The 26,447-nt window shown below is 67.9% G+C and carries 23 protein-coding genes; 10 read left to right on the forward strand and 13 right to left on the reverse strand.

Going from position 1 to position 26,447, the window contains the following annotated elements; genetic code table 11:
- Positions 1-117: 117 nt before the first annotated feature.
- From ACFU5M_RS28045 to ACFU5M_RS28090, 10 genes are all read right to left on the reverse strand, one after another.
- On the reverse strand, positions 118-1,182 hold the full coding sequence (locus ACFU5M_RS28045; RefSeq protein ID WP_379053894.1) for a hemolysin family protein: 1,065 nt from the start codon (positions 1,180-1,182) through the stop codon (positions 118-120).
- Positions 1,175-2,557, reverse strand: a complete 1,383-nt coding sequence (locus ACFU5M_RS28050; RefSeq protein WP_379053895.1) for a hemolysin family protein — start codon at positions 2,555-2,557, stop codon at positions 1,175-1,177. The genes ACFU5M_RS28045 and ACFU5M_RS28050 overlap by 8 nt, the downstream gene beginning before the upstream one ends.
- Positions 2,558-2,801: 244 nt before the next feature.
- Positions 2,802-4,238 carry a GuaB1 family IMP dehydrogenase-related protein gene (locus tag ACFU5M_RS28055; protein ID WP_379053896.1) on the reverse strand — a complete coding sequence of 479 codons (1,437 nt, stop codon included), beginning with the start codon at positions 4,236-4,238 and terminating at the stop codon, positions 2,802-2,804.
- Between the two features lie 371 nt (positions 4,239-4,609).
- Positions 4,610-5,455, reverse strand: a complete 846-nt coding sequence (locus ACFU5M_RS28060) for a DMT family transporter (RefSeq protein ID WP_379053897.1) — start codon at positions 5,453-5,455, stop codon at positions 4,610-4,612.
- Positions 5,456-5,459: 4 nt separating this feature from the next.
- Positions 5,460-7,061 (reverse strand): DEAD/DEAH box helicase, encoded by a 1,602-nt coding sequence (locus ACFU5M_RS28065; protein WP_379053898.1) that lies wholly within the window; start codon positions 7,059-7,061, stop codon positions 5,460-5,462.
- 180 nt (positions 7,062-7,241) lie between these two features.
- On the reverse strand, positions 7,242-8,180 hold the full coding sequence (locus ACFU5M_RS28070) for a M56 family metallopeptidase (RefSeq protein ID WP_379053899.1): 939 nt from the start codon (positions 8,178-8,180) through the stop codon (positions 7,242-7,244).
- 43 nt (positions 8,181-8,223) lie between these two features.
- Positions 8,224-8,622 carry a BlaI/MecI/CopY family transcriptional regulator gene (locus tag ACFU5M_RS28075; protein ID WP_040866505.1) on the reverse strand — a complete coding sequence of 133 codons (399 nt, stop codon included), beginning with the start codon at positions 8,620-8,622 and terminating at the stop codon, positions 8,224-8,226.
- Positions 8,623-8,693: 71 nt separating this feature from the next.
- Entirely contained in the window at positions 8,694-9,593 is a 900-nt protein-coding gene (locus ACFU5M_RS28080; protein WP_379053900.1) for an ABC transporter ATP-binding protein, read from the reverse strand.
- A complete protein-coding gene (locus ACFU5M_RS28085; protein WP_379053901.1) occupies positions 9,590-10,681 on the reverse strand; it encodes a FecCD family ABC transporter permease in 1,092 nt (363 codons plus the stop codon). The genes ACFU5M_RS28080 and ACFU5M_RS28085 overlap by 4 nt, the downstream gene beginning before the upstream one ends.
- On the reverse strand, positions 10,678-11,724 hold the full coding sequence (locus ACFU5M_RS28090) for a FecCD family ABC transporter permease (protein WP_379053902.1): 1,047 nt from the start codon (positions 11,722-11,724) through the stop codon (positions 10,678-10,680). Before ACFU5M_RS28090 ends, ACFU5M_RS28085 begins: the two co-directional genes overlap by 4 nt.
- 132 nt (positions 11,725-11,856) lie before the next feature.
- On the opposite strand from ACFU5M_RS28090, the gene ACFU5M_RS28095 reads away from it, so the two are divergent.
- Entirely contained in the window at positions 11,857-12,564 is a 708-nt protein-coding gene (locus ACFU5M_RS28095) for a hypothetical protein (protein WP_379053903.1), read from the forward strand.
- 379 nt (positions 12,565-12,943) lie between these two features.
- Complete coding sequence (locus ACFU5M_RS28100) at positions 12,944-13,756, forward strand: carbonic anhydrase (RefSeq protein WP_379053904.1); 813 nt, start codon at positions 12,944-12,946, stop codon at positions 13,754-13,756.
- 78 nt (positions 13,757-13,834) lie between these two features.
- Here the strand turns inward: ACFU5M_RS28100 and ACFU5M_RS28105 are convergent, their stop codons facing one another.
- On the reverse strand, positions 13,835-14,215 hold the full coding sequence (locus ACFU5M_RS28105; protein ID WP_379053905.1) for a hypothetical protein: 381 nt from the start codon (positions 14,213-14,215) through the stop codon (positions 13,835-13,837).
- A gap of 401 nt (positions 14,216-14,616) precedes the next feature.
- Here ACFU5M_RS28105 and ACFU5M_RS28110 point away from each other — a divergent pair, with 401 nt between their 5' ends.
- The 5 genes from ACFU5M_RS28110 to ACFU5M_RS28130 all read left to right on the forward strand — a co-directional run bounded on the left by ACFU5M_RS28110 (position 14,617) and on the right by ACFU5M_RS28130 (position 18,408).
- Entirely contained in the window at positions 14,617-15,006 is a 390-nt protein-coding gene (locus tag ACFU5M_RS28110; RefSeq protein WP_379053915.1) for a PaaI family thioesterase, read from the forward strand.
- 75 nt (positions 15,007-15,081) lie between these two features.
- A complete protein-coding gene (locus ACFU5M_RS28115) occupies positions 15,082-15,384 on the forward strand; it encodes an urease subunit gamma (protein WP_379053906.1) in 303 nt (100 codons plus the stop codon).
- A gap of 51 nt (positions 15,385-15,435) precedes the next feature.
- Positions 15,436-15,747, forward strand: coding sequence for an urease subunit beta (locus tag ACFU5M_RS28120; RefSeq protein WP_379053907.1), 312 nt, complete (start codon positions 15,436-15,438; stop codon positions 15,745-15,747).
- A gap of 56 nt (positions 15,748-15,803) precedes the next feature.
- Positions 15,804-17,525: an urease subunit alpha gene (locus tag ACFU5M_RS28125; protein ID WP_379053908.1), complete on the forward strand. Its 1,722-nt coding sequence runs from the start codon at positions 15,804-15,806 to the stop codon at positions 17,523-17,525.
- Positions 17,526-17,934: 409 nt separating this feature from the next.
- Positions 17,935-18,408, forward strand: a complete 474-nt coding sequence (locus ACFU5M_RS28130) for a hypothetical protein (RefSeq protein WP_379053909.1) — start codon at positions 17,935-17,937, stop codon at positions 18,406-18,408.
- A 116-nt stretch (positions 18,409-18,524) separates the two neighbouring features.
- On the opposite strand, the gene ACFU5M_RS28135 is transcribed toward ACFU5M_RS28130, so the two are convergent.
- Entirely contained in the window at positions 18,525-19,067 is a 543-nt protein-coding gene (locus ACFU5M_RS28135) for a YaeQ family protein (RefSeq protein WP_379053910.1), read from the reverse strand.
- 364 nt (positions 19,068-19,431) lie between these two features.
- On the opposite strand from ACFU5M_RS28135, the gene ACFU5M_RS28140 reads away from it, so the two are divergent.
- The 3 genes from ACFU5M_RS28140 (at position 19,432) to ACFU5M_RS28150 (ending at position 25,061) form a co-directional block, all read left to right on the forward strand.
- Positions 19,432-19,614, forward strand: a complete 183-nt coding sequence (locus ACFU5M_RS28140) for a hypothetical protein (RefSeq protein ID WP_379053911.1) — start codon at positions 19,432-19,434, stop codon at positions 19,612-19,614.
- A 386-nt stretch (positions 19,615-20,000) separates the two neighbouring features.
- Complete coding sequence (locus tag ACFU5M_RS28145) at positions 20,001-24,191, forward strand: TIR domain-containing protein (RefSeq protein ID WP_379053912.1); 4,191 nt, start codon at positions 20,001-20,003, stop codon at positions 24,189-24,191.
- 303 nt (positions 24,192-24,494) lie between these two features.
- Positions 24,495-25,061, forward strand: a complete 567-nt coding sequence (locus ACFU5M_RS28150; RefSeq protein ID WP_379053913.1) for a hypothetical protein — start codon at positions 24,495-24,497, stop codon at positions 25,059-25,061.
- 130 nt (positions 25,062-25,191) lie between these two features.
- Here ACFU5M_RS28150 and ACFU5M_RS28155 read toward each other — a convergent pair.
- Positions 25,192-26,447: bifunctional phosphatase PAP2/diacylglycerol kinase family protein (locus tag ACFU5M_RS28155; RefSeq protein ID WP_379053914.1), on the reverse strand; the 1,256-nt coding region annotated here is incomplete at its 5' end.

Below are 26,447 nucleotides of genomic sequence, written 5' to 3' on the forward strand. Positions count from 1 at the left end.
ACAGGATCGTCCAGCCGGGCCCGGTGCGCGGTGGCCGACGTCCGCCACCGCGCACCGGACAACACTCGCATGGTCACCGCACCCCGCAGGGGCAGGCGACTCTCGTCGCCCTGGTCGTCATTCGCCCACCCGGTGCGTTCCGTCTCGGACGGTGCCGACGAACTCCTCGACCAAGTCCTCCAAGGCGACGATCCCGGTGGTGTTGCCCCGGTCGTCGACCACGCGGCCGAGATGGCTGTTGGTGCGGCGCAGCCGGGCGAGCGCTTCGTAGAGCGTGGTCTGCATGCCGACCGTCGGCAGCGGGCGGATGTCGGTGCGCGGGATCGGCGTTCCTGGTCCGGCGCTCTCGTCGGCCACCTTGTCCAGCACGTCCTTGACGTGCAGGTACCCGACCAGCGAGCCGTCGCTCGCCCGCACCGGGAAGCGGGAGAAGCCGGTCTCGGCGACGGCGGATTCGATGTCGCCGAGGGTGGTCCCGTTGCCCCGCAGGGGGATCGATCGGGTCGCGTCCAGCGGCACCATCACGTCGGCGACCACGCGGTCGCTGGTGCCGAGCGCCTGGGTGAGGCGGCGGTGTTCTTCCTCGTCGAGCAGGCCCTCGGAGCGGGACTCCCCGATCATCTCGGCCAGTTCGACCGTCGAGACGGTGGCCTCGAGCTCGTCCTTCGGCTCGATCCGCAGCAGGCGCAGCGACAGGTTGGCGGCCAGGTTGTACAGCGCGATGAGCGGGCGGGCCAGCCGCAGCCACATCAGGTGCAGCGGCACCAGCAGCAGGGCACTGCGTTCCGGTCCGGCCAGCGCGATGTTCTTCGGGATCATCTCACCGAACAAGATGTGCAGGATGACCACGATGGTGAGCGCGAGGGCGAACGCCATCGGGTGCAGCAGTTGCTCGGGCAGACCGAGCAACTCGAACGGGCCTTCCAGCAGGTGCGCGACGGCGGGTTCGCCGACGCGGCCGAGCAGGATCGAGCAGATGGTGATGCCCAGCTGCGCGGCCGCGAGCATCATCGAGAGGTTCTCGCCGGCCCGGATGACGGTGTTCGCGTTGCGCTTGCCTTGCGCGGCGAGCGCTTCCAATCGGTCGCGGCGGGCGGAGATGAGCGCGAACTCGGCGGCGACGAAGAAGGCGTTGCCACCCAGCAGCACCACCGTGAGCAGGACGCCGAGCAGGTCACCCATGGCTGTGCTCCTTGGCCGCGAGGGCGTCGGCGTCGACCGGGATCAGCCGGACCCGGTCGACGCGCCGTCCGTCCATGCGCTCCACGCGCGCGATCCAGCCGCCCGCAGCGGGGCTGTCGGCCGCGGTCCACTGCTGTGAGCGAGGGTTCGGCAACACGACCTCGTCGCCCGTCACCGGGATGCGGCCGAGCCTGGTCAGTACGAGGCCGCCCAGCGTCTCGTACTCGCCCTCGGGGGCGTCGTATCCGGTGGCCCGGGAGACCTCGTCGATGCGCAGCAGGCCCGAGCAGTCCCAGCCGTCGGAGACGCGCCGTACGTCGCGCTCCTCCTCGTCGTGCTCGTCGCGGACGTCGCCGAGGATCTCCTCGATGATGTCCTCCATGGTGACCATGCCCGCGGTGCCGCCGTACTCGTCCACCACGAGAGCGACCTGCATGCCGTCGGCGCGGACGCGTTCGAGCACCTCGTCGCCGTCCAGGCTGGCGGGCACGATCGGGACCGGCTGGGCGAGCCGGTACAGGGGGATCGTCCGGCGCGCGTGCACCGGACGGGTGAAGGCCTGCTTGACGTGCACGAAGCCGAGGGTGTTGTCGAGGTCGCCGTCGATCACCGGGAAGCGGGAGTAGCCGGTGCGGCCGGCCGCGTCGATCAGGTCGGCGATGGTGTCGTCCTTGTCCAGTGCTTCGATCTTCACCCGCGGGGTCATCAGTTCCTCGGCGCTGCGCTCGCCGAACTGCAGGGAGCGGTCCATCACCTGCGCGGTGGGCTGGTCGAGTGCGCCACGCAGGGCGGAAGTGCGCACCAGGGAGCCGAGTTCCTGCGGTGAGCGGGCCGAGCGCAACTCCTCGGCGGGCTCGACGCCGAGCCTGCGGACCACCCAGTTGGCGGTGCCGTTGAGGAAATGGATCATCCACTTGAACGCCACCGAGAAGGCGATCATCGGCCCGGCCGTGGCGCGGGCGGTGCCCAGCGACTTGGCGATGGCGATGTTCTTGGGCACCAGCTCGCCGTAGATCATCGACAGCGAGGTGGCCAAAACCAGCGCCAGCGTGAGGGCGACACCGCTCGCGGCGGCTTCGCTCATCCCGGTGGCGGTGAACACCGGATCAAGCAGCCTGGCCAGCACCGGCTCGGCGATGTACCCGGTGATCAACGTGGTGATGGTGATGCCGAGCTGGGCGCCCGACAGCTGGAACGACAGGGTGCGATGCGCCTTGCGAACCATGCGGGCGCGGACGTCGCCGGTGCGGGCGTGCGCCTCGACAGTGCTGCGTTCGAGCGCGGTGAGGGAGAATTCCGCGGCGACGAACAAGGCCGTACCTGCGGTGAGTGCGATGAACCCGATCAGGCTGAGCGCGGTGAACGCGATGGACATCGTCAGCACCACCTGCACGGTGCTGGGAGACGGCCTGGGCGGAAGGGGACTACTGCGAGGAGGAGGACGCCGGGTCGGTCACCCGGCTCGGTAGAGGAGCCCTCCTGTGCGGCGCCCTCGGACGCGGGTGACAACTGGATCCTTTCGCGAATGTGTCGTGGTGCCGGAGTCCGGCAACCACCATGCTACCGGCCCACATGCGGAGCGGCGTGGGCCGGTGCCGGTGCGACGCGCGTGTCGGCGCTCACCAACCGCCGGGCAGTGGGCGGCCTTCGGCGAACCCGGCGGCGGACTGCACGCCGAGCACAGCCTTCTCGTGGAATTCGGTGAGCGTGCGTGCTCCCGCGTAGGTGCACGCGCTGCGCACGCCCGAGCAGATGTGGTCGAGGAGGTCCTCGACGCCGGGACGCTCGGGGTCCAGCCGCATCCGCGAACTGGAGATGCCCTCTTCGAACAGCGCCTTACGCGCGCGGTCGAATTCGCTGTCGGAGGCGGTGCGGGCGGCGACGGCCCGCTTGGACGCCATGCCGAAGCTCTCTTTGTACGCGTTGCCGTCGCGATCGACGCGCAGGTCACCAGGGGACTCATAGGTACCGGCGAACCAGGAGCCGATCATCACGTTGGACGCACCCGCGGCCAGTGCGAGCGCCACGTCACGGGGATGGCGCACGCCGCCGTCGGCCCAGATGTGCACGCCGAGTTCCGCGGCGGCGGCGGAGCACTCGGCCACGGCGGAGAACTGTGGGCGGCCCACGCCGGTCATCATCCGAGTGGTGCACATGGCGCCGGGCCCGACACCGACCTTGACGATGTCCGCGCCCGCCTCCGCGAGATCCCTGGTGCCCTCGGCGGAGACGACGTTGCCCGCCACCAGCGGGACACCGAGCCCGAGATCACGCACGGCGGACAGCGTTTCGAGCATCTTGGCCTGGTGGCCGTGCGCGGTGTCGATGACGAGCAGGTCGGCGCCCGAATCCACGAGGGACTTGGCCTTGGCGGCCACGTCGCCGTTGATGCCGACCGCGGCCGCGACGCGCAGCCTGCCGGAGGCGTCGACGGCGGGCTGATAGATCCCCGCGCGCAGGGCGCCGGTGCGGGTGAGCACCCCGGCCAAGGTGCCGTCCTCGGCGGTGAGCACGGCGAAATCGGCGTGCTCGGCGTGCAGCAGGTCGAACAGGTCACGCGCGGTGATGCTCGCGGGGGCCCGCACGAAATCGGTGACGGCGACCTCGCGCAGCCGGGCGAAGCGGTCGACGTCGGCGCAGGCGACCTCGGTCACCACGCCGACCGGCCGCCCGCCGTCGACCACCACGACCGCACCGTGCGCACGCTTGTGCATCAGGGCGACCGCCTCGGAGACCGAGCGGTCGGGGTCGAGGGTGACCGGGGTGTCGGCGGTGAGCGAGCGGCTCTTGACGAACGCGATGGTGTCGGCGGCCGCGGTGATCGGCAGATCCTGCGGAAGGACGACGATGCCGCCGCGACGAGCCACGGTCTCGGCCATTCTGCGCCCGGCGACGGCGGTCATGTTGGCCACGACGATGGGGATGGTGGTGCCCGACCCGTCGGACGTCGAGAGATCGACATCGAAGCGCGACGCGACGTCCGTCCGGTTCGGGACGAGGAAGATGTCGTCGTAGGTCAGGTCGTACGGCGGCTGATGACCGGGGAGAAAGCGCACTCGACCGATGATATCCGGGCGCCGACCGGTGCGCGCCGTTCTCCCGGAGGTGCTGCCGCATTTCGCCCACGACCTCGTGCAAACGCTGTTGCGGCAGTAAGCGGCAAGCAGGTGGGCGGCGAGCAGGTGGGCGGCGCGGAGTGGGCGGCGGGCAGCGTGGGGGCGAGCGGCGGGCGGCGGGCGGCGGGCGGCGGGTAGTGCGAGCGGCGGGCAGTGCGGGCCGCGGGCAGTGCGGGGCGGCGAGCAGGTGGGCCGCGCGGAGCGGTCAGCGAGCGCCGAGGACGCTGCCGCATCGTCGCGATGCCTGTTTTGTCGCGCGGCTCCGGACCCGACCGGTGTCTTCCGCGTGGGCCGGTCCTTCGGTCCAGGTCTCAGGCGGCGGCTTCGGAGCGGGACAGCACGATCGTGGTGGCGACCATGATGATCACCGCGCCTGCCGTGACGATCAGCCCGGCGGTGTTCGCCCGCAACCGCTCGTCGAGCACGGCGATGCCGATGAACGCGGCGGCCAGTGGCTCGGCGACCGTGACGGCCGGCAGCGAAGCGGTCAGCGGCCCGACTTGATAGGCGCGCTGCTGCAGATAGACGCCGGTGATGCCTGCCGCGATCAGCGCCCAGGTCTGCCAGCCGCCGAGCACATCTGCGAGACCGTGTTCGAACAGGCCGGTGACGTAGTCGGTGAGTGCGGCGGCCAGCCCGTAAAGGGAGCCGCTCGCGGCGCCGAGCAGCAGCGCGCGCCACGCGGGCTGGTGCGCGGCGATCCCAGCGGCCGTGGCGGCGGCGATCAGGCCGACCAGAAGACCCAGCGGCAGGAGCCAATTGCGCAACGGCGCATCGGTATTACCCTCGGTCGGATCACCGACGAGCACGAAGCAGGCCAGCGCGGCGGTCAGCGCGAGCGCGATCGCCCACGTGCGTGGCGCCACCCGGCGGTTGTTCAGGCGGGCCGACAGCGGCAGCGCGAACACCAGCGCGCTCACCAGGATCGGCTGCACCAGCAGGACCGCGCCCAGCGCGAGCGCGGCGACCTGCATGGCGTATCCGCCCGCGTCGCCGATGACGCCGCCCCACCAGCGGGGAGCGCGCAGCAGCGAGCGGATCAGCGACTCGCTCTCCGGCACCGCGGCCGCCGCGCTCTGCTGCGCGACCGCGGCGACCGCGAACAGCAGCGCGGCCAGGAGTGCGCAGAGGACGGCGGCTGCCGGATGAGTCGACACCCAACTAGTTTGCTGTGCGATTGCCTCGGGAGGGAGACTGCTGTGCTCGCACGGCGCGTCGCCGTGTCCGGCCCGCCGTGTCGCCGGACGCGGAGGCTGCGGTGCGGCCGGAGAATCCGCTTGTCGTGCCCGAACTGCGGGCGACAGTGCCCTTGGCCGAGCCCGTGCCGCGTCCCACAGGGTTGCTCGCCGCGGCCTTCGCGGTGCCTCGGCGGCGCGTGGGCGCGGTGACCGATTCGCCGCTCCGCCCCGCCCCGGCGGCCGACCGGCTCCCGGATTGCTTCGCCGAACCTGCGCCACGGCCGTCGGCCGCCGTCTGCTCACCGCGCCTGCCGGGCTTGCGTCGAGCGGGTTTCACGGAGGCCGTGGCAGGGGCGGCCACGGGCGCGGCCGCCGCCGCGACCGGAACCCCGGACGGACGGCGGGCGCCGGTGATCTCGATCAGCGTGCGGTCGCCGGGGCGGACCGCGACCGCGTCGACCTCGACGCCCGCCTTGCGGGCCATCGTCTCGACGTCGCGGCGCTCTTCGTCCATCACCAGCGTGACGACCACGCCGTCCTCGCCCGCGCGGGCGGTGCGCCCGGCCCGGTGCAGGTAAGCCTTCGGCTCCGGCGGCGGATCGACGTGCACGACGAGGGAGATCCCGTCGACGTGGATGCCGCGCGCCGCGACGTCGGTGGTGACCAGTACCGGCACCGAACCGTCGGCGAACGCCGCGAGGGTGCGGGTGCGGTTGTTCTGCGCCTTGCCGCCGTGCAGCACGCCCGCGGGGATGCCCGCGCCGCGCAGCTGCTTGGCGAGCCGGTCGGCGCCGTGCTTCGTGCGGACGAACATGATGGTCAGCCCGTCGCGGGCGGCGATCTCGGTGGCAACCGTCCGTTTTGCCGCTTTGTCACCGACGTACAGCAGATGGTGTGACATCGTCGTGACAGCCGCCGACGGCGGCGCGGTGGAATGCGTGACGGGGGCGTGCAGGTAGCGCTTGACCAGCTTGTCCACCTCCCCGTCCAGCGTGGCGGAGAACAGCAGGCGCTGGCCGTCGCGCGGCGTGCGGTCCAGCAACTTGGTCACCTGCGGCAGAAAGCCCATGTCGGCCATGTGGTCGGCCTCGTCCAGCGTGGTGATCAGCACATCGGACAGATCGGCGGACCCTTGGCCGAGCAGATCGGCGAGGCGCCCGGGCGTGGCGATGAGCAGGTCGACGCCACGGGCGAGCCGGTCGGCTTGGCGCTTGATCGGGGCGCCGCCGACCACCGAGGCCACCCGCAGGCCGAGCGCGAGCGCCGGTTCGTCGAGCGCCCGCTCGATCTGCGCGGCCAGTTCGCGGGTCGGCACCAGCACGAGTCCGCGCGGGCGGCCCGGCTTGGCCGAAGCGCCCATCAGGCGGGTGAGCATCGGGAGGCCGAAGGCCAAGGTCTTCCCGGAACCGGTCGGCCCGCGGCCGAGCACGTCCTTGCCGGCCAGAACGTCCGGCGCCGTGGCGGCCTGGATCGGGAACGGCGTCTCGATGCCGTCGCGTCGCAGTGCTTGTATGAGCACGGCGGGCAGGCCCAGATCCGCGAAGGTCGCGGTGGGCTCCGCGGCGACGGTGGTCGAGGGGGTCACGAGGTGAATGTGCCTTTCGTCGCACGGCGCGTTCCAGCGGAACGCGCCGTTCGGTGGGGTGGAGAGCGGTGCACGATGCGGTTCACCGCGCTACGGCGCGGGCGATGACGCGCGCCGGGTGGAGCGAAAGGGTGCGGCCGACCGGAGGCGGGCCGAGACTCCAGAATACGTGCCGGGAAGTCAGCTGTGGAACAGCCTGCTCAGTTCCACGAGCCAAGGTACGGCCACGGCCTGTGTCGGCACCACCAGGATGGCGGCCGAGCCGAGATAGGCGGCCGTGGCGATGCGGATGTCACCGATCTGCTCGCTGAGTCGCTGGATGCGGATGAGCGTGGTGGGGCCGCCCGCGGCGAGGGCGCCTTGTGGCGCGGTGGATTTCGCACACGCGACGAGGGCGCGGGCCAGCGGTTTCGGTCCGGTGACCTTGACCGCCGAGTCATCGGCGAGCAGCTCGATGAGCAGTTTGACCGAGCCGAGCGCGGCCTTGCTGCGCACCACCCTCGGGAACGCCTCGTGCACCGCCGTGAACGCTTCCAGCACGAGATCGTGCCTTGCCCGCAGGTGCGAGCGTTCGTGGCTGACGATGGCGGTGACCTCGGCGTCGGCGAGATTGGTCAGGGTGCCTTCGCTGAGCACCACGCGCTGGCGCAGACCGGGCAGACAGTAGGCGATGGGCTCGGTCGCGGCCAGCACCCTGATGTCGGCCGCGCGCCGGTGTGGACCGCTCTGGTCCAGCAGGTCGACGAGCATGCGGTGGCGCGCCCGCCGCCTGCGGGTGTGCACGCCGACCCGGATGATCGCGTAGATCAGCCGGGCACCGACCAGCAGCGTGAGCGCGAATACGAACACGTAGGCCAGCCACAGCGGCAGGCCGAGCGCGTCGATCTCCCGGGTCGGCGCGGTGGTCGGGCGGCCGTCGGGGCCGGGTACCAACAGCTCGGCGGCGATGGCCAGCCCGGAGCCGAACGCGCTCAGCACGGCGGCGAGCGCGATGGCCTGCCAGAGCACCAGCGCTGCGCGGGGCGTCCGGTATGTCCAGGTCGCCCGGCTGAGCAAGGCCGGGGCAGGTCCCGCGAGAAGCAATGCGAGTCCGGCGAAGACCGGCGCGGTTGCGTTCATCGACTCAGCTCACTGCGTTGTGGGGCCAGGGCGCCCGAGGAGTCTACTGCGGCGGCGGCGCCGAGTCCTCGTCCTCGGTAGCTTCGAGCTTAGCGAGTGCTTCGCGCAAGGCAGCAGCCTCGTCCTTGCCGACCTGCTCCACGAAGTGCACCAGCGCGGCGGCGCGGCTGCCCGCCGCGTCGGCCTGCTGCAGCGCGTCGACCATCAGACTGGCCACGAGTTCGTCCCGCGTGTGCACGGGCGCGTAACGGTGCGCGCGGTCGTCGCGCCGCTGCACCACGAGGTTCTTCTTCGCGAGGCGTTGCAGCACGGTCATCACCGTGGTGTACGCGAGCTCGCGGCGTGCGGCGAGCGCCTCGTGCACCTGCCGGACCGTTTGTGGTTCGTCGGCCGACCACAACTGGTCCATGACCGCTTTCTCGAGTTCACCAAGACCTGCCATCCCACAATTTTAGGTACTCAACGACGCCGATGCGTACTACAGGGTGTCGTAACCATGAAATAGCTAGTGTGTCATTTCTCATAGGGCGCCGATTCGGCCCCCGTGCCGGCGGGTCCGCCGACCTTTCCGCGCACATGCCGTGCGCCGATCGGCACGATCATCGGGCGGCCCGACACCGGGTCCTCGAGCACCGTGGCGTCCAGGTCGAACACCTCGCGCAGTAGCTCGATCGAGACCACCTCGCCCGGTGCGCCCGCGGCGACGACGCGGCCGTCGCGCATGACGACCAACTGGTCGCTGTAGCGAATCGCGAGATTGAGATCGTGCAACACCATGACGACGGTGCGTCCGAGGTCGGCGTGCAACCGGTCCACCAAGTCGAGCACCTCGATGGAGTGCGCCAGATCCAGGTAGGTGGTCGGCTCGTCGAGCAGCAGGATGTCGGTGCCCTGGGCCAGCGCCATCGAGATCCAGGCGCGTTGCCGCTGTCCACCGGACAACTCGTCGAGCGCGCGGTCGGCGAGGTCGGCGATCCCGGTTTGTTCCAGCGCGGTCGTCACCTCGGATTCGTCCGTCCCCGACCACTGCTGGAACCAGGACTGGTGCGGGTGGCGTCCGCGAGCCACCAGATCGGCCACGGTGAGTCCCTCCGGCGCGACCGGCGACTGCGGCAGCATGCCGACGACACGGGCGACGTCCTTGGTCTTCATCGTCGAAATGGCTTTGCCGTCCAAGACGACTCGGCCTTCTCGGGGGCGCAGCAGACGACCCAGCGAACGCAGCAGGGTGGACTTTCCACAACCGTTGGGTCCGATGACCGTGGTGACCACGCCGGGGGTGATGGTCAGGCTCAGTCCGTCGACGATCACCCGGTCGCCGTACCCGAGAGTGATCTCTTCGGCGCCGAGCCGGTGCTCCGGAGCGCTCGCCCGCCCTGGGGCGTCGGTGGTGGTGATGTCCGCGATCGTCATGACAGCGTCGCCTTCCGGTTCATTCGCACGAGCAGGTACAGCAGGAACGGCCCGCCGAATGCCGCGGTCACGACGCCGACCGGCAGGTCGACCGGAAACAGCGTGCGCGCGGCGGCATCCGCGCCGACCACCAGGATGGCGCCGACCACGGCGGAGCCGACGAGCGGTTCGCCCGGGGTGCGCAGCAGGCGTCGTGCGATCTGCGGGGCGGCGAGGGCGACGAAGCCGACCGGTCCGACGGCGGCGGTCGCCACCGATGCGGCCACCACGGCCGCCCCGATCAGGATGGCCTGCTGGGTCTGGATGCGCACGCCCAGCGCCCGCGTGGTGTCCGAGCCGAGGCGCAACGCGGCGAGGGTGCGGGCGGAGGCGAGCGCGACGAGTGCGGCGATGCCCGCGGAGAGCGCCGCGGGCGCCAGGTGCGCCGAGTCGGCCGCGTTGAGCGATCCGTTCAGCCACAGCTGCGCGCGCTGGGCGTCGGCCAGGCTGGCGCGGGTGAGCAGCCAACTGATCCCCGCCGTCAGCAGGGCGTTCACACCCACCCCGATCAGCACCAGTCGCAGCCCGGTGGCACCGTACGCGCCGGTGGGGGTGCGGCCCCAGGCGAGCAGGTAGATGGCGGCGGCGGTGAGCAGACCGCCCGTCAGCGCCGCCAGCGGCGCGCCGACCGAGGCGGCCAGTCCCGTGCTCGCACCGCCGGTGGTGACCAGCACGGCGACCGCCCCCAGGCTCGCGCCCGAGGTGATGCCGAGCATGTCCGGCGCGGCGAGCGGATTGTGCAGGATGGACTGGGTGATCGCGCCCGAGAGCCCGAGCGCGAGGCCGACCACGAGCGCGGTGAGCGCGCGCGGCAGCCGCGATTCCAGCACGATGAACCGCTGTGCCCTGGTGCCGCCGCCGGTGAGCACATCCAGTACGCGCCCGAGCGGCAGATGGGATTCGCCCACCGCGATGTCCAGGCAGAAGAGTCCGAGCGCCAGCGCGATCAGGACCACGACGATCAGCACCATCCGCGGCCGCAGCACCGCCGACACCGGGCCGACGCGCAGTGCGGGTCGTGCGCTCGTGGTTCGCGGTGAGATCGTCACAGGCTCACCAGCTTCCGCCGGCGCACGAACGCGAGGAAGAACGGCACGCCGACCACTGCCAGCATCACCCCGACCTCCAACTCACCGGGCCGCGCCACCAGCCGGCCCGCCACGTCGGCGATCAGGAGCAGCAACGCGCCGAACAGCCCGGAGTAGGGGATCAGCCAGCGATTGTCCGGTCCGGTGACCGCGCGTGCCAGATGCGGGACGACCAGGCCGAGAAAGGCGATCGGACCGACCGCCGCCGTCGCCGCGCCCGTCAGCAGCACGACCGATGTGAGCCCGAGCGCACGGCTGCGGCCGACGTGCACGCCGAGTCCGCGCGCGACCTCGTCGCCCAAGCCGAGGACGTTGAGTCCCGGCGCTGCCAGCACCGCCAGCAGCATGCCCGCCGCCAGGAACGGCAGCACCTGCCAGAACACCGCGGCGTCGCGGCCCGCGACGGTGCCGATCACCCAGAACCGGTAGGCGTCCAGCGCGGCGGCGTCGAACAGCACGACGGCGTTCGTCATCGCCTGGAGGAACGCGGTGACCGCGGCGCCCGCGAGCACCAGGCTCAGCGGGCTCGCCTTGCCGCCGCCCATGGACGAGGTCGCGAACACCACCACTCCGGCGATCAGCGCTCCGGCGAAGGCGAACCAGATGTATTGCTCCGGTGCGCTGAAGGCGAACAGATACGTGCTCAGCGCGGCGAGAAACGCCGCACCCGCGTTGAGTCCGAGCAGCCCGGCGTCGGCGAGCGGATTGCGGGTGTAGCCCTGGATGAGCGCGCCCGCGATACCCAACGCCGACCCGCAGACCAGCGCCAGCGCGGTGCGGGGCAGGCGCAGGCCGCGCACGATCTGCTCCTCGGTGGAACCGGCCGCGCAGGCGAAGGGCCCGCCGGGGCAGGTGAGCGCGTGGTGCACGGCGTCGTACACGGTCCCCGGCGCGAGCGAGCGGGCGCCGACCGCGACACCGGCGAGGACGGCGAGCAGCAGCAGGACGGTCGAGACGAGGAGTCCGGAAAGACGTCGCCGCCTCACGGTGGCAAGAGAGGTCACGGCGACGAGCTGCTCCTGGAAATCAGCGATACGGTTGCTAGGTCTGGTAAGCCTAACCTATCTTTCGCTAGAGACGGGCATGGCCGAGTGTCCGCCGCGCCGCGCGACGGAGCCGATCCCCGAGGAGGTTCGATGACCGAGCTCATCACCACGCCACATCGCTCGACGACGGCGTTCGGACGCGCCGGTGCCCGGCTTCGCGCGCTGCAACCGGAGCATCCGCGGGTCTATGCCGTGGCCGCGATCGCGGAACAGGGGAAACGGCGCTGGTGGCAGCTGGCGGACGGAGTGCGCGAGGGGCGCGTCGAACTCATGTACCGGCGGCACGCGGCGGAGATGATCAGCGCCGACATCGCGGCGGAAGTGGTTGCCACGGCACTGATCCACGCGATCGTCGGACGAGTGGTCGCGCTGCTCGTCGCGGAGGGCAGGGCTTGGGATCCCGGGCTGGAGAACCTCTGGATCCATACCGACAACGACGGCGGTATCGACTGGGCGGGCCTGTCGGACACCACCATTCGCGTGGTCGACGGTGATCCGCTGGCGGGCGGCCCGGGTGTGGTCACGCTGCCCTGTCCGGAAGCGATGTACGTCTGGCTGGCGCATCGCTGCGAGTCCGCGCTGACCGTCGTCCAGGAGAGCATGACCCGCTGCTCCGGTTTGAGTGCCCGACGGTTCTGGTGTCTCGTCGGTGAATCGGTAGCGGGCGCTTCGACTTACGTTCCCGATCTCGCGCGGACCGATTCCGTCACCGGTGCGCGGCGTGGGCAGGGGCTGCTGGCGGCGATGGCCGAGCGCGGGCTGCCCGTGCGGCGGTCGGGGTCTTGCTTAGTTAGGTAAGCCTGACCTATACTCATACTCGGCGTATGGATCGTGCGAGAGTCCCGAGGGCTGCGGTGACCCCCGATCCCTTGCCGCGGCGGGCTCCACCCTGTGGGGCCCGCCGCTCTGTTTCCTGTGAACTACGTCGCCCACGCTGGCGCGCCGCCCCGTCCCGGATCTAGTCTGACGCCGACACGAACGCAGAACCGCTGCACAGCAGGGGTATTCGTCGTCCGGCCGTCCTCGGCGGGTCACCGCCGCGCCGCGGATTCGGCCCGGTGCCGTGTCGCGATCATCGGTGCGCAGCGTCGCGCGCCGGCTCCGAGCCGTCGACGATGCCGCTTGCCCTTTCGCAAAGGTGGACGGTGGCTCTCCGGAAGTTCGAGGGGTTGTCAGCTTGCCCACCAAAACACCGTTCCGTTCCCGTCCCATCGCAGCGGTGCTGGCCGCCGTCGCGGTACTCGTGATTCCCGCCTGCGGCTCCGGCGAGCGGCGGATGCCGAGCGATCCGTCCCCGCACGCAGCGCCGCACTGGGATTACGAAGCGGAGGGCCCCGACCAGTGGGCCGACCTGGACCGGGATTTTCTCACCTGCAAGAGCGGCCATCAGCAGTCACCCGTCGACCTGCCCGGTCACGCCCGGCTGGAGCCGCACGAACACACCACCGTCGACTACCACTCGACGCCCACGGTGACGCTGCGCAACACCGGGCACACCGTGCAGGCGAATCTCCCCGCGGGCAACGGTAATCGCATCGTCGTCGACGGCGTGCCGTTCGAGCTCACCCAATTCCATTTCCACCTGCCGAGCGAGCACACCGTGGACGGCGCGGGCACCACGATGGAAGCGCACTTCGTGCACAAGAGCGCGGCGGGCGAGGTGGCCGTGCTCGGTGTGCTGCTGCAAGCGTCGCCGGGGCCGTCGGTCTTCACGCCGATCCTCTCGGTCGCGCCGCGGGCGATGGATGCCGAGACCGTCGTGCCCGGCCCGATCGACCTGCGCTCGATGCTGCCCGGCGCCACCGACCAATTCCGTTATCAGGGTTCGCTCACCACGCCGCCGTGCAGCGAGGGTGTCTCGTGGACGGTGCTCGGCAGTCCGGTCGCGGTGGCCCCGGCCGACGCCGACCGGTACCGGACGCTGTTCGCGCACAGCAACCGGCCGACCCAGCCGCTGTACGGCCGGGTGGTGACGCTGGCGGGCGGGTGAGGCCGCGCAGGCAGTGCTCACCGGCTACCGAGAAGGCGGCGGATCCGGGCGTGCGCCGACTGCGGCCTGAACCGCGGATCAGTTGCGCGTCGCGCTTCCGTTCAGCCGGAACCAGAACGACTGCCCGTTACGGCTGGGCTTGATGACGAAGTTCTGTGCCAGGTGGGTGCCGAAACTGCACCTGATACTCATCGTGATGTGATTGTCCCGATTCAGGGTGACGGGAATCCACACGATGTCATCGCCCGCGTCGCCGCCGTTCTTTCCGGTGCTGTGGTTGTGATAGGTCACGAACGCGACCTTGTTGAACTTGCCCGCGCATTCCCAGCCGCCCCAGGCGGGGACGATGCCGTAGATGCCCGCGTTCGGGGGAGCGGCATGCGCGGGTGTCGGTACCAGCAGCAGGCTGCCGAGAATTCCCGCCGCAATCAATGTGGCCCGAGGATATAAGCGCGACATGCTATTTCCTTCCGGAGATAGCTCGAAGTATTCCAGCGCCCTTGCCGCCGGGCTGTCGTCCGAACGGCGGACACATGTCGATGCTGGCTGAATCGGCAAGCAGTGGTAGGCGACCGTGCGGTGTCCGACGCTCGGGACCTGTCCATGGTCGTGAGTCGGAAACGGCAGCGCGGGTAGCACGCGAGTCACTGCCGAGCGGTTGTGGACGTCGCGTGGTGGCAGCAGCCGGACTTTGTCGTCTTCGGCTCCGCGCGGTGTCCCGGTGGCATCCGAACAGCTGGGCGGTCGCGCCGGCGGGGTGAGGTCGCGACGGGGGGTGGCGGGCGCTGTGCGACAGTGAATACATGACACAGCAGGAGACCCAGCGGGTCGGCTCGCTGGCGGATGTCACGCCCGAGCAGATGAACGCCTACAGCGAAGGCACCTTCGCCGATCTGATCGGTCTGCGCTACACCGAGCTGAGTCCCGACCGGGTGCGTGGTGAGTGGGTCGTCAAGCCGCATCTCTACCAGCCGGCGGGCATTCAGAACGGTGGCGTGTACTGCACCGTCATCGAGACGCTCGCCAGCATCGCGGGCGGTGTCTGGTTCGGTGAGCAAGGCACGGTGGTCGGCGTGAACAACAACACCGATTTCCTGCGCGCGGTGCGCGAGGGCACACTCTCGGGCGAGGCGACGCCGCTGCATCGCGGCAGGTTGCAGCAATTGTGGCAGGTCGTCATCACCGACGAGCAGGGCCGCGCCGTTGCCCGCGGTCAGGTGCGATTGCAGAATCTGCCGCATCGTTCCTGAGCGCTCCTCCGGCGGCGGCGGAACGGGCGTGCCAGAATGTCGGTCACCTGCCCCTGCGAATCGGTGAGGAGCCTGATGCGTCTGTCACCGCACGAGCAGGAGCGCCTGCTGCTCAGCTACGCCGCCGAGCTGGCCCGGCGCAGGCAGGCGCGCGGCCTCAAATTGAACCATCCCGAGGCGGTGGCGCTGATCACCGACCACGTGCTGGAGGGCGCGCGGGACGGCCGCACCGTCGCCGAACTGATGTCCTCGGGGCGGACGGTTCTCACCCGCGAGGACGTGATGGAAGGGGTGCCGGAGATGATCCCCGACGTCCAGGTCGAGGCGACCTTCCCGGACGGCACCAAGCTCGTCACCGTGCACCACCCGATCGGCTAGGCGAATCGGTATGCGATACCCGAGCGACCTCGCGCCCGACCGAGGCCCGGCATGATTCCGGGCGAGTATTTCTGCGCCGAGGGCGTCATCGAACTGAACTCCGGTGCGCGCCGCATCGAACTGGACGTGATCAATACCGGTGACCGGCCGGTGCAGGTCGGCAGCCACGTGCACTTCCCGCAGGCGAACGCGGCGCTGGAGTTCGATCGGGCGGCCGCGCACGGCCATCGTCTCGACATCCCGGCCGGGACCGCGGTGCGCTTCGAACCGGGTCTCGGGCAACGCGTGTGGCTCGTGCCGCTGGGCGGCGCCCGCGAAGTCCACGGCCTCAGCCTGACCCCGCCGGGCCGTCTGGATGACTAGCGCGTGTGCCCGGCGCGGGGCGGGGCGGAGTACGCGGGCTCAGGAGGTAGGACGCGATGAGTGAGCTGAGCCGGGCGCGATACGCCGAACTGTTCGGACCGACGACGGGTGACCGGATCAGATTGGCGGACACCGATCTGCTGATCGAGATCACCGAGGACCGCAGCGGGGGACCGGGGCGCGCGGGCGACGAGGCCGTGTTCGGCGGCGGCAAGGTGCTGCGCGAATCCATGGGCCAGTCCCGCGCGACGCGTGCCGAGGGCGCGCCCGACACCGTGATCACGGGCGTGGTGATCATCGATCATTGGGGAATCATCAAAGCGGACGTCGGTATTCGCGACGGGCGGATCAGCGCGATCGGCAAGGCGGGCAACCCCGACACCATGACCGGCGTGCACCCGGACCTGGTCGTCGGCCCGTCCACCGAGATCATCGCGGGTAACGGTCGCATCCTCACCGCGGGCGCGATCGACTGTCACGTGCACCTCATCTGCCCGCAGCTGCTGGAGGAGGCGCTCGGCGGCGGGATCACCACCCTCATCGGCGGGGGCACCGGTCCGGCCGAGGGCAGCAAGGCGACCACCGTGACACCCGGCGCGTGGCATCTGGCGCGCATGCTCGAGGCCACCGACGCGTGGCCGGTGAACATCGTGCTGCTCGGCAAGGGCAACACCGTCAGCGCCGAGGCCATGTGGGAGCAATTGCGCGGCGGGGCATCGGGATTCAAGCTGCACGAGGACTGGGGCTCCACGCCCGCCGCGATCGATGCCTGCCTCACCGTGGCCGACGCCGCGGGGGTACAGGTGGCGCTGCACTCGGACACTTTGAACGAGGCGGGTTTCGTCGAGGACACCCTCGCCGCGATCGCCGGGCGGGGCATCCACGCCTACCACACCGAGGGCGCCGGCGGCGGGCACGCGCCCGACATCATCACCGTCGCCGCCCACTCGAACGTGCTGCCCAGCTCGACCAACCCGACGCGCCCGCACACTGTCAACACCCTCGACGAGCACTTGGACATGCTCATGGTCTGCCATCACCTGAGCGCGTCGATCCCGGAGGATCTGGCCTTCGCCGAGAGCCGCATCCGCCCGTCCACCATCGCGGCGGAGGATCTGTTGCACGATCTCGGCGCCATCTCGATGATCGGCAGCGACTCGCAGGCCATGGGCCGCATCGGTGAGGTCGTGCTGCGCACCTGGCAGACCGCGCACGTCATGAAACGCCGCCGCGGCGCCCTGCCGGGCGACGGCGCGGCCGACAACGCTCGGGTGCGGCGCTACGTCGCGAAATACACCATTTGCCCGGCTATCGCACACGGTCTGGACCACGAGATCGGATCGGTCGAAGTCGGCAAACTCGCCGACCTGGTGCTGTGGGAGCCCGCTTTCTTCGGCGTCCGCCCGCACGCCGTCCTCAAGGGCGGCATGATCGCCTGGGCCGCGATGGGCGACGCCAACGCCTCCATCCCGACCCCGCAGCCGGTGTTGCCGCGCCCCATGTTCGGCGCCGCGCCGGCGACCGCCGCCGCCACCTCGCTGCATTTCGTCTCCGAGCAGGCGATCGAGGACGGTCTCGCCGAGCGGTTGCGGGTCCAGCGCAAACTGGTACCGGTCCGCAACGTCCGCGGCGTGACGAAGGCGGACCTGCCGCACAACGACGCCATGCCGCGCATCGAGGTCGAACCCGATACTTTCACCGTCCGCATCGACGGTGAGGTCTGGCGCGAAGAGCCCGCCACCGAATTACCCATGGCCCAGCGGTATTTCCTGTTCTGATCGCCGTCGACGCACGCCACTGCGCACACCGGTTCCGCTTCTCGTACCTGCTGACACCGCCGTGAGCGGCAGCAGACGGCTGCGCCCTCAGTGTCCTCGTGCACGGGTGGCCGGGATTCCGAGACGGTCGGCCGCTGGCGCGCCGGTCCGGCTCGTCGCCGAGCGCCGGGCCCGGGTCGGCAGGCCTGGCCCCGGGCCGGGAGACGAGGGCGGCGCAGCGAGCGCTCAGCCGGGAACGCTCCACATCAGCGGGTGGCCGTAGTGGCGGGACCGCGGTGCGGGATCGGTCGGTCGCTGCCGGGTTCGCCGAACTCTTCGAGGGCTAGATGGTGTGCCACTTGTGCGGTCGCTACCGGGGGAGGAGCGTATAGTCCGGTAGCCTGCCGGGCCTCGAGGAAGGGAGGGAAGCATGCTTCGACCAGGCGAACGGGGAGTTGCGCGCCGAGTTCTGCTGGGCGTGGTGGGAGGGGTGACGTTCCTGGCGGCGATGTTCGCGACCTCCGCTGCCGCACCGCTGCCGTCAGACAGCGGGTCGGCGGGATCCCCGGACGGCTCTACGGTCACCTTGAACGCCTATTGCGAGGATCACGGCGCGGTCGGCCACCTCGCCGACGGGCGGACCGTCTACTGCACGCAGGTGCAGGGCACCGACGCGTTCGTGTGGTCCTACAGCCGAAACCCGATCCCACGCGATCCCAACACCCGCGGCTACACCTGCGACAGCGATGCCTGCCACTGGCCCGACGGCACCGTCGTCCCGAACTACCAGCGCTGCGGGATCCTGTGCGGCGAGCCTCCCACCAGTGGCGACAAGCAGAGCGGTCTCGACGACTGCTTCCGAACGGGAACCGACTTCGAAGAATGTGAACGTCGGATCCGATGAGTCGAGCGCCCCGATAGCCCGGCAGCGAGAGTCTCGCGAAGCTTCCCGGCCGCAAGCCGTTACGGCATCGGTTCTGTTCGCGCCGCAAACCTCCGCGATATGGCGGCGGCCGAAGATTAGGTGAGCCGGTGCTCGTGAACCGAGGTGCTCGAACCGGTGCCGTTGAGGTCCAGATACAGCAGGCGCTCGGTGACCGACAGGGTGACGGTGTTGCGCCGTTCCACGGCGGCAACGGCGGAATCGATGAAGTCGCGGTCGAAGCTGTACAGCGGTATGGCCGAGGCACGATGGATGCGCTTGCCGGTGAGTTGCGCCAGCACCTTGACAGGGTCGCGATGGGTGTAGACGGCGACGCGTCCGGCCAGCTTGCTGCCCCGGTGCACCCGCTCCGCATCCGGTGCGCCGACTTCGATCCACGCGGTGACGCGTCCGGTGAGGTCGCGGACCAGCACCGCGGGCTCGTCGGTGGATGAGACTCCGCCGTCACTGAAGCCGATGCCTTCCTCGTACTCGAGGCAGTAGGCCAGCACACGCGTCAGCATGAACTCCGCGGATTCCGACGGGTGACGCGCCACCCGCAACTCCAACTCCTGATAGACGCCGCGATCGACGTCGGCCAAGTGGACGGCGAAGCTGTGCAGTGTCGCGCTGAGTGCCATAGGTTCAGCAGCTTAACCCCGGTCGTAGTGACGCAGCGCCCGGGCCGAGACGGCCGCCCTGACCGCGAGTTCGTGGATCATCCACCCCCCGTCTCCTGTCGTCACGACCCGCGCGGGTAACCGGTGCTCAGCCCTCGCGGTGCAGCGCGGTAGCGATTATCGTAAAGCTGTCGGCGTGCAGGGCTTGTGCGGCGGTCTGCCCCGTCGCCGCCGGGTACGAGTCGACCTGCCGGGTTGCCCACGGCAAATCCCGCCCCGGTGGGCAACCCCACCGGAGCGGCGCCGAAGCTCCGCGGTCGCGTCGCCGTGCACCCAAGCCGTGAATTCAACGGTGTCGACATCGCGCATCCGAGAAAGAGATTCGATGAACGTGTCGGTCGTCGGGCATGTGCCGTACGAGCGACTCGGCGCACAGACACCGGTGTCGCGCCAGAGCGCGGCGGTCGAGGTTTCGTTTCCCAATCGTCTGGGTGGTGCGCTTGGGGTGGGCCTGTGGTGCATTGTGCCTGCTGTGGTGATTCTGGTGGTCGCGCGGTATCGGTGTTGACGGACACGTCGCGGGAGTTGCTGTTGCCGAAATCCGAGGGGCCCGAGATACGCCTCGCATCAGCCCGAACAGGCTGGCGCGGTCCCGACCGACCATCGAGCCCGAAATTTCCACGCTTCGACCGGGTTCGACGCTCGCGCGCGAGTGAGACGATTCGGAGGTACTTCGATGGCGCCGTCGTCTACCCTAGTGCTTATCCTGCGGCTGACCACTCCACTGAGTCTGCCGTCAACGGATTTGCTAGTGGCGTAACGCGGTTGCCGGGCGCTGAATTTTGGATCGTCAAGCGAGCATCATCGGGCCAGCTGATGGCATAGACTCGTTTCCTCGGTTCGGCGCAGCGATGCGTGGATACGGTGGTTCATTGTGGGATGTAGTGTCGCAAATTGGCAAAGCAGGGGTCGATGTCTCGCATATTTATCAGTCATTCGGATAAGAACAAACGTCAGTCGATTGCGCTGAAACAGTGGATGATCGAAAGAAATCCCGGTTTGAAAGACGAAATATTTTTGGATCTCGATCGGGAGTATGGCATAGCGCCCGGGCAGCGTTGGAAACAAGCGTTGCGGCGAGCGAATTCGCGATGCGAGGCAGTCATCTGCCTACTTTCCCGAGATTGGGAGAAATCTCCGGAATGTATAGTAGAGTACCGAGCTGCCGAAGATGCCGGCAAGTACATATTTTGTGTCCGGCTCGAGCCGCTGCAAAGTAACGAGATCACGGCCGAGTGGCAGCGTTGCGATTTGTTCGGAGACGGTGAATATTCGAGCATAGCTGTCGACGACGGCGATCCGATTATATTCTCGACAGATGGACTGCTGCGGTTGGAGAGGGGGCTTAGACTGGTCGGAATCGGGGCGGAATACTTCCCCTGGCCGCCTCCGGGCGATCCGGATCGGGCCCCGTACCGCGGTTGGCGTCCGTTCGATCCAACGGATGCCGCGGTCTATTTTGGACGAGACGGGCAGATAGTGCGTGCTATGGATGCCCTGAGGCAGATGCGCGCGGGCGGGGTCGAGTCTTTGTTTGTGATCCTCGGACCGTCGGGTGCGGGGAAGTCTTCGTTCTTGCGGGCTGGACTTTGGCCGCGGATATTACGAGAAGATCGACACTTTCTGGTCGCAGACATCATGCGACCCTCTTCCGCTCCGATTTCGGGGGATGATGGTCTCGCCGAGGCGATCTGCTCGATGAGAGCCAGGTTGGGTTTGGGAAGCCCGGTTGCAGGTGACATCAAATCGGTGTGCATGTCCGATGTGGATCAATTGCGCATCCTTCTCATGGAAGCTCAAGAAGCTGCGGTAGAACGTGTGATTGACGCCCAACAGGGAGCGGCACCGCCGACGATCATCCTGCCCGTAGACCAAGCCGAAGAGCTTTTCGCTGCGGATGCTGGAACGGAAGCGGATCGTTTCCTCGAGCTGATCGTTCAATTGTGCGACGATGTCGATGAGCTTGTATCGGTGATTGTCGTGTTCACCATTCGCAGCGATCGGTTCGATTCGATGCAGCAAGCCGCAGAGTTGGCGACGCTACGAACCCATTTGTTCGAGGATGTCAAACGGATGTCGCCGGCGCGGCTGCGTGAAGTTATCGTCGGTCCTGCCAGCCGCGCATCTGCCGCCGGGCGGTCTCTGGTGGTCGCAGAAGATCTGGTGGACCGCCTGTTGATGGATGCAGCTGTAGGCGGTGACACGCTTCCGCTGCTCTCGCTGACGCTCTCGCGTCTGCATCGTGATTACGGTGCCAACAGGCGCTTACGTCTCGCGGACTACGAGGCTATGGGGGGAATGTCTCGGGTCGTCGGTCATGAGATCGACGAGATATTGTCGAAGAATCAGCGAAAGCGCCGTGGTCAGGTCGAGCTCCTCCGGTCTGCATTCATTCCATGGCTTGTCGCTATCGGCTCCGAAAACGAAGAGCCGACACGCAGGGTAGCCCGTTGGTCTGATTTGCCGTCCAATAGCCGAAGTCTGATTAATCGTTTCGTCGATCAGCGACTTCTTGTGAAGGACGTTCGAAACGGTGAAGTTGTAGTCGAAATCGCATTGGAAAGCCTGATAAGGCAGTGGGACGAGTTGTCGAATTGGGTGCGAGAGTACGGCTCCGAAATGGCGACCATCAGTAAGGTCGAGCGTGCCGCTGAGGACTGGCGACGTAGCAACGGTGATGCCGCGTGGCTCCTGTCGGGGACTCGGTTGGCCGAAGCCGAACAGCTGGCGAAGAAGTCGGGATTCAGGGCTCGTTTGAACTCGGCAACAGATTTTCTGTCGGCTTCGCGGGTCAGAGCCGACAAGTTACAGCGGGCGGTGCGGAAACGTGAGCTGGCGGAGCTGGAGACGGCCCGCGCGATGCGAGAAGCCGCAGAGCGGCATTCAGTCGCGCTGCGCAAGAGATTGAGATTGATCATCGCTGCCTTTTCTATCGTTGCGGGCCTGGCTGTTTTTGCCGGGGTGCTCTTCGTTCGGACCTTGAGCTCCGAACAAGAGGCGCAAGCGCGTTTTCGCGAGGCGACTGCGCTGAGGCTGATATCGGAAGCCGAGTCCATGATTGCCGGAACGCGGCCGGGTGGTACGCGTCGAGCGGTGCACCAACTGCTGGCCGCATATAGTCTGGGACAGCAGAATTTCGTCGGACCGTTTTTGAATGCGCTCACTGAATTACGTGCGGTTACGCGTATCGTTTCTACTACTGAATCTGTCTCGCTAGCGTTCAGCCCTGACGGGCGGTTCGTTGCGAATGGAAGTTCTGACCGAACCGTCCATTTATGGGATATAGAGCGCGGTGAGCAATCAGGCTCCCCGCTGACCGGACATACACGGTCGGTGGGCACCGTCGCGTTCAGCCCGGATGGCAGGCTCGTCGTGTCGGGGAGCGATGACGAGACTGTGCGCGTGTGGGATTCGAAGACCGGCCACCCAGTTGGCGGACCTCTGCTGGGTCACACGAACTCTGTGACAGCTGTGAGGGTGAGCCCCGATAGTAAACGCGTTGTTTCGGTGAGTTACGACAATACGATCCGGCTATGGGATATCCAAACCGGACAGGCTGTCGGCGGTCCGCTCACCGCAGGCAATTCAGAGCGCACTGGGTTGTTGAGCGTTGCCTTCAGTTCGGATGGTCAGCGCATCGTGACGGGCGGAAACGACGGTATTGCGCGGATCTGGGACCTTGCGTCTGGGGAGCAGATTGCGGCTCCGCTATATATGGACCGAGGAACCTTGTCGAGCGTCGCATTCAGCCACGACAGCCGGTTGGTCGCTGCGGGCAGTGATGGTTCTGTCGCGGTATGGGATGTCGATTCCGGGAAGTTGGTCGCTCCAATTCCGGCCGGGAATGTGCACCAAGGCTGGGTTCGGGCGGTCGCTTTCAGTCTCGAAGATCGGTATGTGGTGTCCGGAGGCACCGATGGGGCGGTGCGCGTTTGGGATGCGAAGGCCGGAACGCCGATAGGATCGCCGTTGGCCGGGCCGCAGGATTGGGTAATTGGCGTTTCTCTCGCTTCGGATGGCCGGATACTGACTGGTTCGAAGGACGGAACAGTCGTAGTACGGAACCCGGAATTCGGCGACATGGTCGAATCGGTAATCGACCACCTCATCGCGTTCCGCAAAGTGTTGGCGACAAGCCCTGACGGCGGCCAGGTGGCGTCAGGCGACCTCGACGGTTGGATTCATTTGACCGACACCGATTCCGGTAAGCCTGTCGGATTGCCGATCAAGGTACACGATGATTTAGTATTGAGTATCGCCTTCGACCCTGGGATGAAGCGACTTATGTCGGTAGGCATAGACGGAAAGCTCTGTTACTGGGATCTGCACGATGGGGGCGCAATTGCGACGACTAGTGTTGTCGACCGGTCGAATTCTGTGACATCCGCGGCTTTCAGCAAAGACGGTAGAAGTCTTGCGATAGGCTATTCCGATGGTACGGTGCAGAGATGGGACCCGACCAGCGGCAAGGCCGTAGGTACTCCGTACAAGGTCGATTCGAATGGTGTCGTAGCACTGGCATTCAGCTCAGATCATAGATACCTTGCCAGCGCAGGTGGTGGATTTGTTCGTGTGTTGGATACCGAAACCGGGAAGTTTACCCCTGCGCCGCGCAGTAGATCGAAAAGCACTGTACTGAATATCGCTTTCAGCCCTGATGGCCGAAAGATTGTCATCGGGGATTCCGACGGCGGCATGAAGTTTGTCGATGCGGCCACAGGGGAATTCGTCGGCCCTCCCCTGCAAGGTCATACTTTCACCGTCATGGGATTGGAGTTCAATGCAGATGGGCGGTACATTCTTTCAGCCGGGGAGGACCACACTATTCGAGTGTGGGATTCAGGTTCCGGCTACCCGATAGGCGATCCGATCAGGGGACGGCATGGGTCTGTCGTCTCGGCGGTGTTCGCCCGAGGGGAAACAAAAATAGTTGCGGGAAATCAAGATGCGACGGTATCGATTTGGCCTGGCCCTGCTGCTTGGCCGACTGATGCCTGCATGAAGGTGACACGTGATATGAGCCGAAAAGATTGGGATGACTGGATCTCGCCTGACCTCGAGCAAGTCGATGTTTGTCCTTCATAAGACGACGAACGGGGTCTTGTCGACTCTGATTCACGGTGACTTTGATCGATGACGCGATCTTCCCGAAGCCCGAGCTGTGGTCTCATCTACACACAGCCGGTGAAATCAAGAATCTTTGGCACTCGGGTGGAAGTCCAGCGCTCGGTCACCACGGGACCTCGGCGTTTGCAGTGGGCGGTCTGGTCGGCTCGTTCGGGGAGGGCGGTGCGGATACGTCTGCTTCGCAACAAGTCTCGGGTCGCGTATCGAAGCGGGGTAGTCGGCGGTTCGGCGAAGTTCGCCGGCAACACCTAGGATTTGCCGGTGACACTCACCCGTGACGACTTGGCCGGTTATGTCGAGCGCGACTTGGACTCCGACCTGGCCAGATGGTTTGCCGATCGGTCGCCGGTCATCGTGCCGGCGGAGACCCGGCCCGTGACGCCCTTCCTCGAACGGTTGGCGCCCGCGAACGCGGCGTCGCTGGCGGCTTTCGATCACCGGGTGCGATCCGGCCGCATGCCGCAGTTCCTGGACATCCATTCTTGGTCGTACGGTTTCGACTTCGCCGGGAACGACTGTGGCATCCGGGATTCCGACTACGAGACCGAACTCACCGACGGCGACGTGTATTCGATCGGCGCGGATGGCGGCGGCAACCTGTACGTGGTGCTCACCAACGGGCAGATCGCGATCTGGTTCCACGAGGAGGAAGTCGTCGAGGGAGGCACCCGTTTCGACGACCTCGATGTCTTCCTCTGGTCGGTCGTGCGATACCACGCGGTGCGTGCCGGGGTACTGGAGCGGGCCGCCGTCGAGGCGGATTTCCTGTCGTTGGGCCAGGACGGCGCGCTCGAGCCGAACCTCGGCTTGCTGGGCTTCATGAAGTAACCGCCGACCAAGCGACGTTCGCCTGGTCACGGCCCGTCATCGGGCCGGGCGTTGCCGCAGTGCATCCCGGCCGAGACTGGGCGGGACAGGTAGCGGAATGCGGTTCGGCACCCGACTCACGACCCATTGCTCAGTCTTCGCCCGCTCGTCGCTGAAACGGCCGACGGGCCCGGAACATGTCGCGCACCCAAGGCGCTCGGCGGTGGTGGGGGCGGCTCCGGTCGGCCCAGAGAGGGTTGGACTCGTCCCGGCGGTAGGCCGCGAGCTGACCCGCGATGGCGAAGTGCAGGCGGGTGGCTTTGCCGACCACCTCACCGTCGGTAGCCAGCGCCTCCGGCGTGGGCAACTGCACGAAGAGTTCGGGCAACTGGCGCTCGCCGTAGACCTTGCTGTGGCCGATCGCCGCCAGCAGCAGCGCCAGCACGGCGCGGGTGCGCGACCACCGCAAATCGGCGCGCAACCAGCGCACGTCGAGCAATCCGGCGTCGAGCCGGTCGCGGAAAGCGGGCACGGCGCCGTGCGGGTGATAGGGCCCGTTGCCGACGAACAAGAACCACACCCGCTGCCAGCGCCCGTCCAGGCAGATCTCGATCGGCTCGGCCCGGCGCAGGGTGACCACGAGCGCGGCGGCGAAGGCAGGCCATTTGCCCCAGCGCGACTGCCACTTCTCGCGCAGTTGCACCAGATCCGGATACGCGCCGAGGCTGGCCGTGTTGATCAGATGCCGGGTGCGCGAACCGGTGTCGTCCTCGCATTCGACGCTGGCGATGTCGACCGCGACCGCCTCGCCGACGCCGGTGGCATCGATCACCTCGCGCAGGTCGTAGACGCCGAGGTCGCGGGCGAAGTGGTTGAGCGTACCGGTGGGGATGACGACCAGGGGCAGCTCGTGGCGCAAGGCGACCGCGGCCACGGCGGCCACGGTGCCGTCACCACCGGCGACGCCGACCGCCAGCACCGGTTCACCGTGCTCGGCGATGGCCTGCTCGAGTTGTTCGGCACAGTCCAGATCGGGCCGCGTGCGCAGCACGGTGGCGGCGGGTAGCGCCGCGACGACGTCGTCGGTGGGATCGTAATTCGGATCGCCCGAGATCGGATTCACCATCACCACAAGGCCTTTGCCTTCCACCAGCGCGGGTACCTCGCGGACCGGTCGGGCTTGCGCCTCGTCGGATTCGCGCACCGGCCACCAGCGTCGTGTGGCCAGGGCGACACCGGAACCGACGGCCGCGCCGACGAGCACATCCGAGCTCCAGTGCACGCCGGTGTGCACCCGCGAGTACGCGACGGTGGCGGCCAGTGGGGCGACGACCAATGCGGTACGCGGACTTTCGAGCGCCACGGCCGTGGCGAACGCCGCGGCCGTGGCGCTGTGACCCGAGGGGA

The sequence above is a fragment of the Nocardia sp. NPDC057455 genome, assembly GCF_042802775.1.
In the GTDB taxonomy this organism is placed as follows: Bacteria; Actinomycetota; Actinomycetes; order Mycobacteriales; family Mycobacteriaceae; genus Nocardia.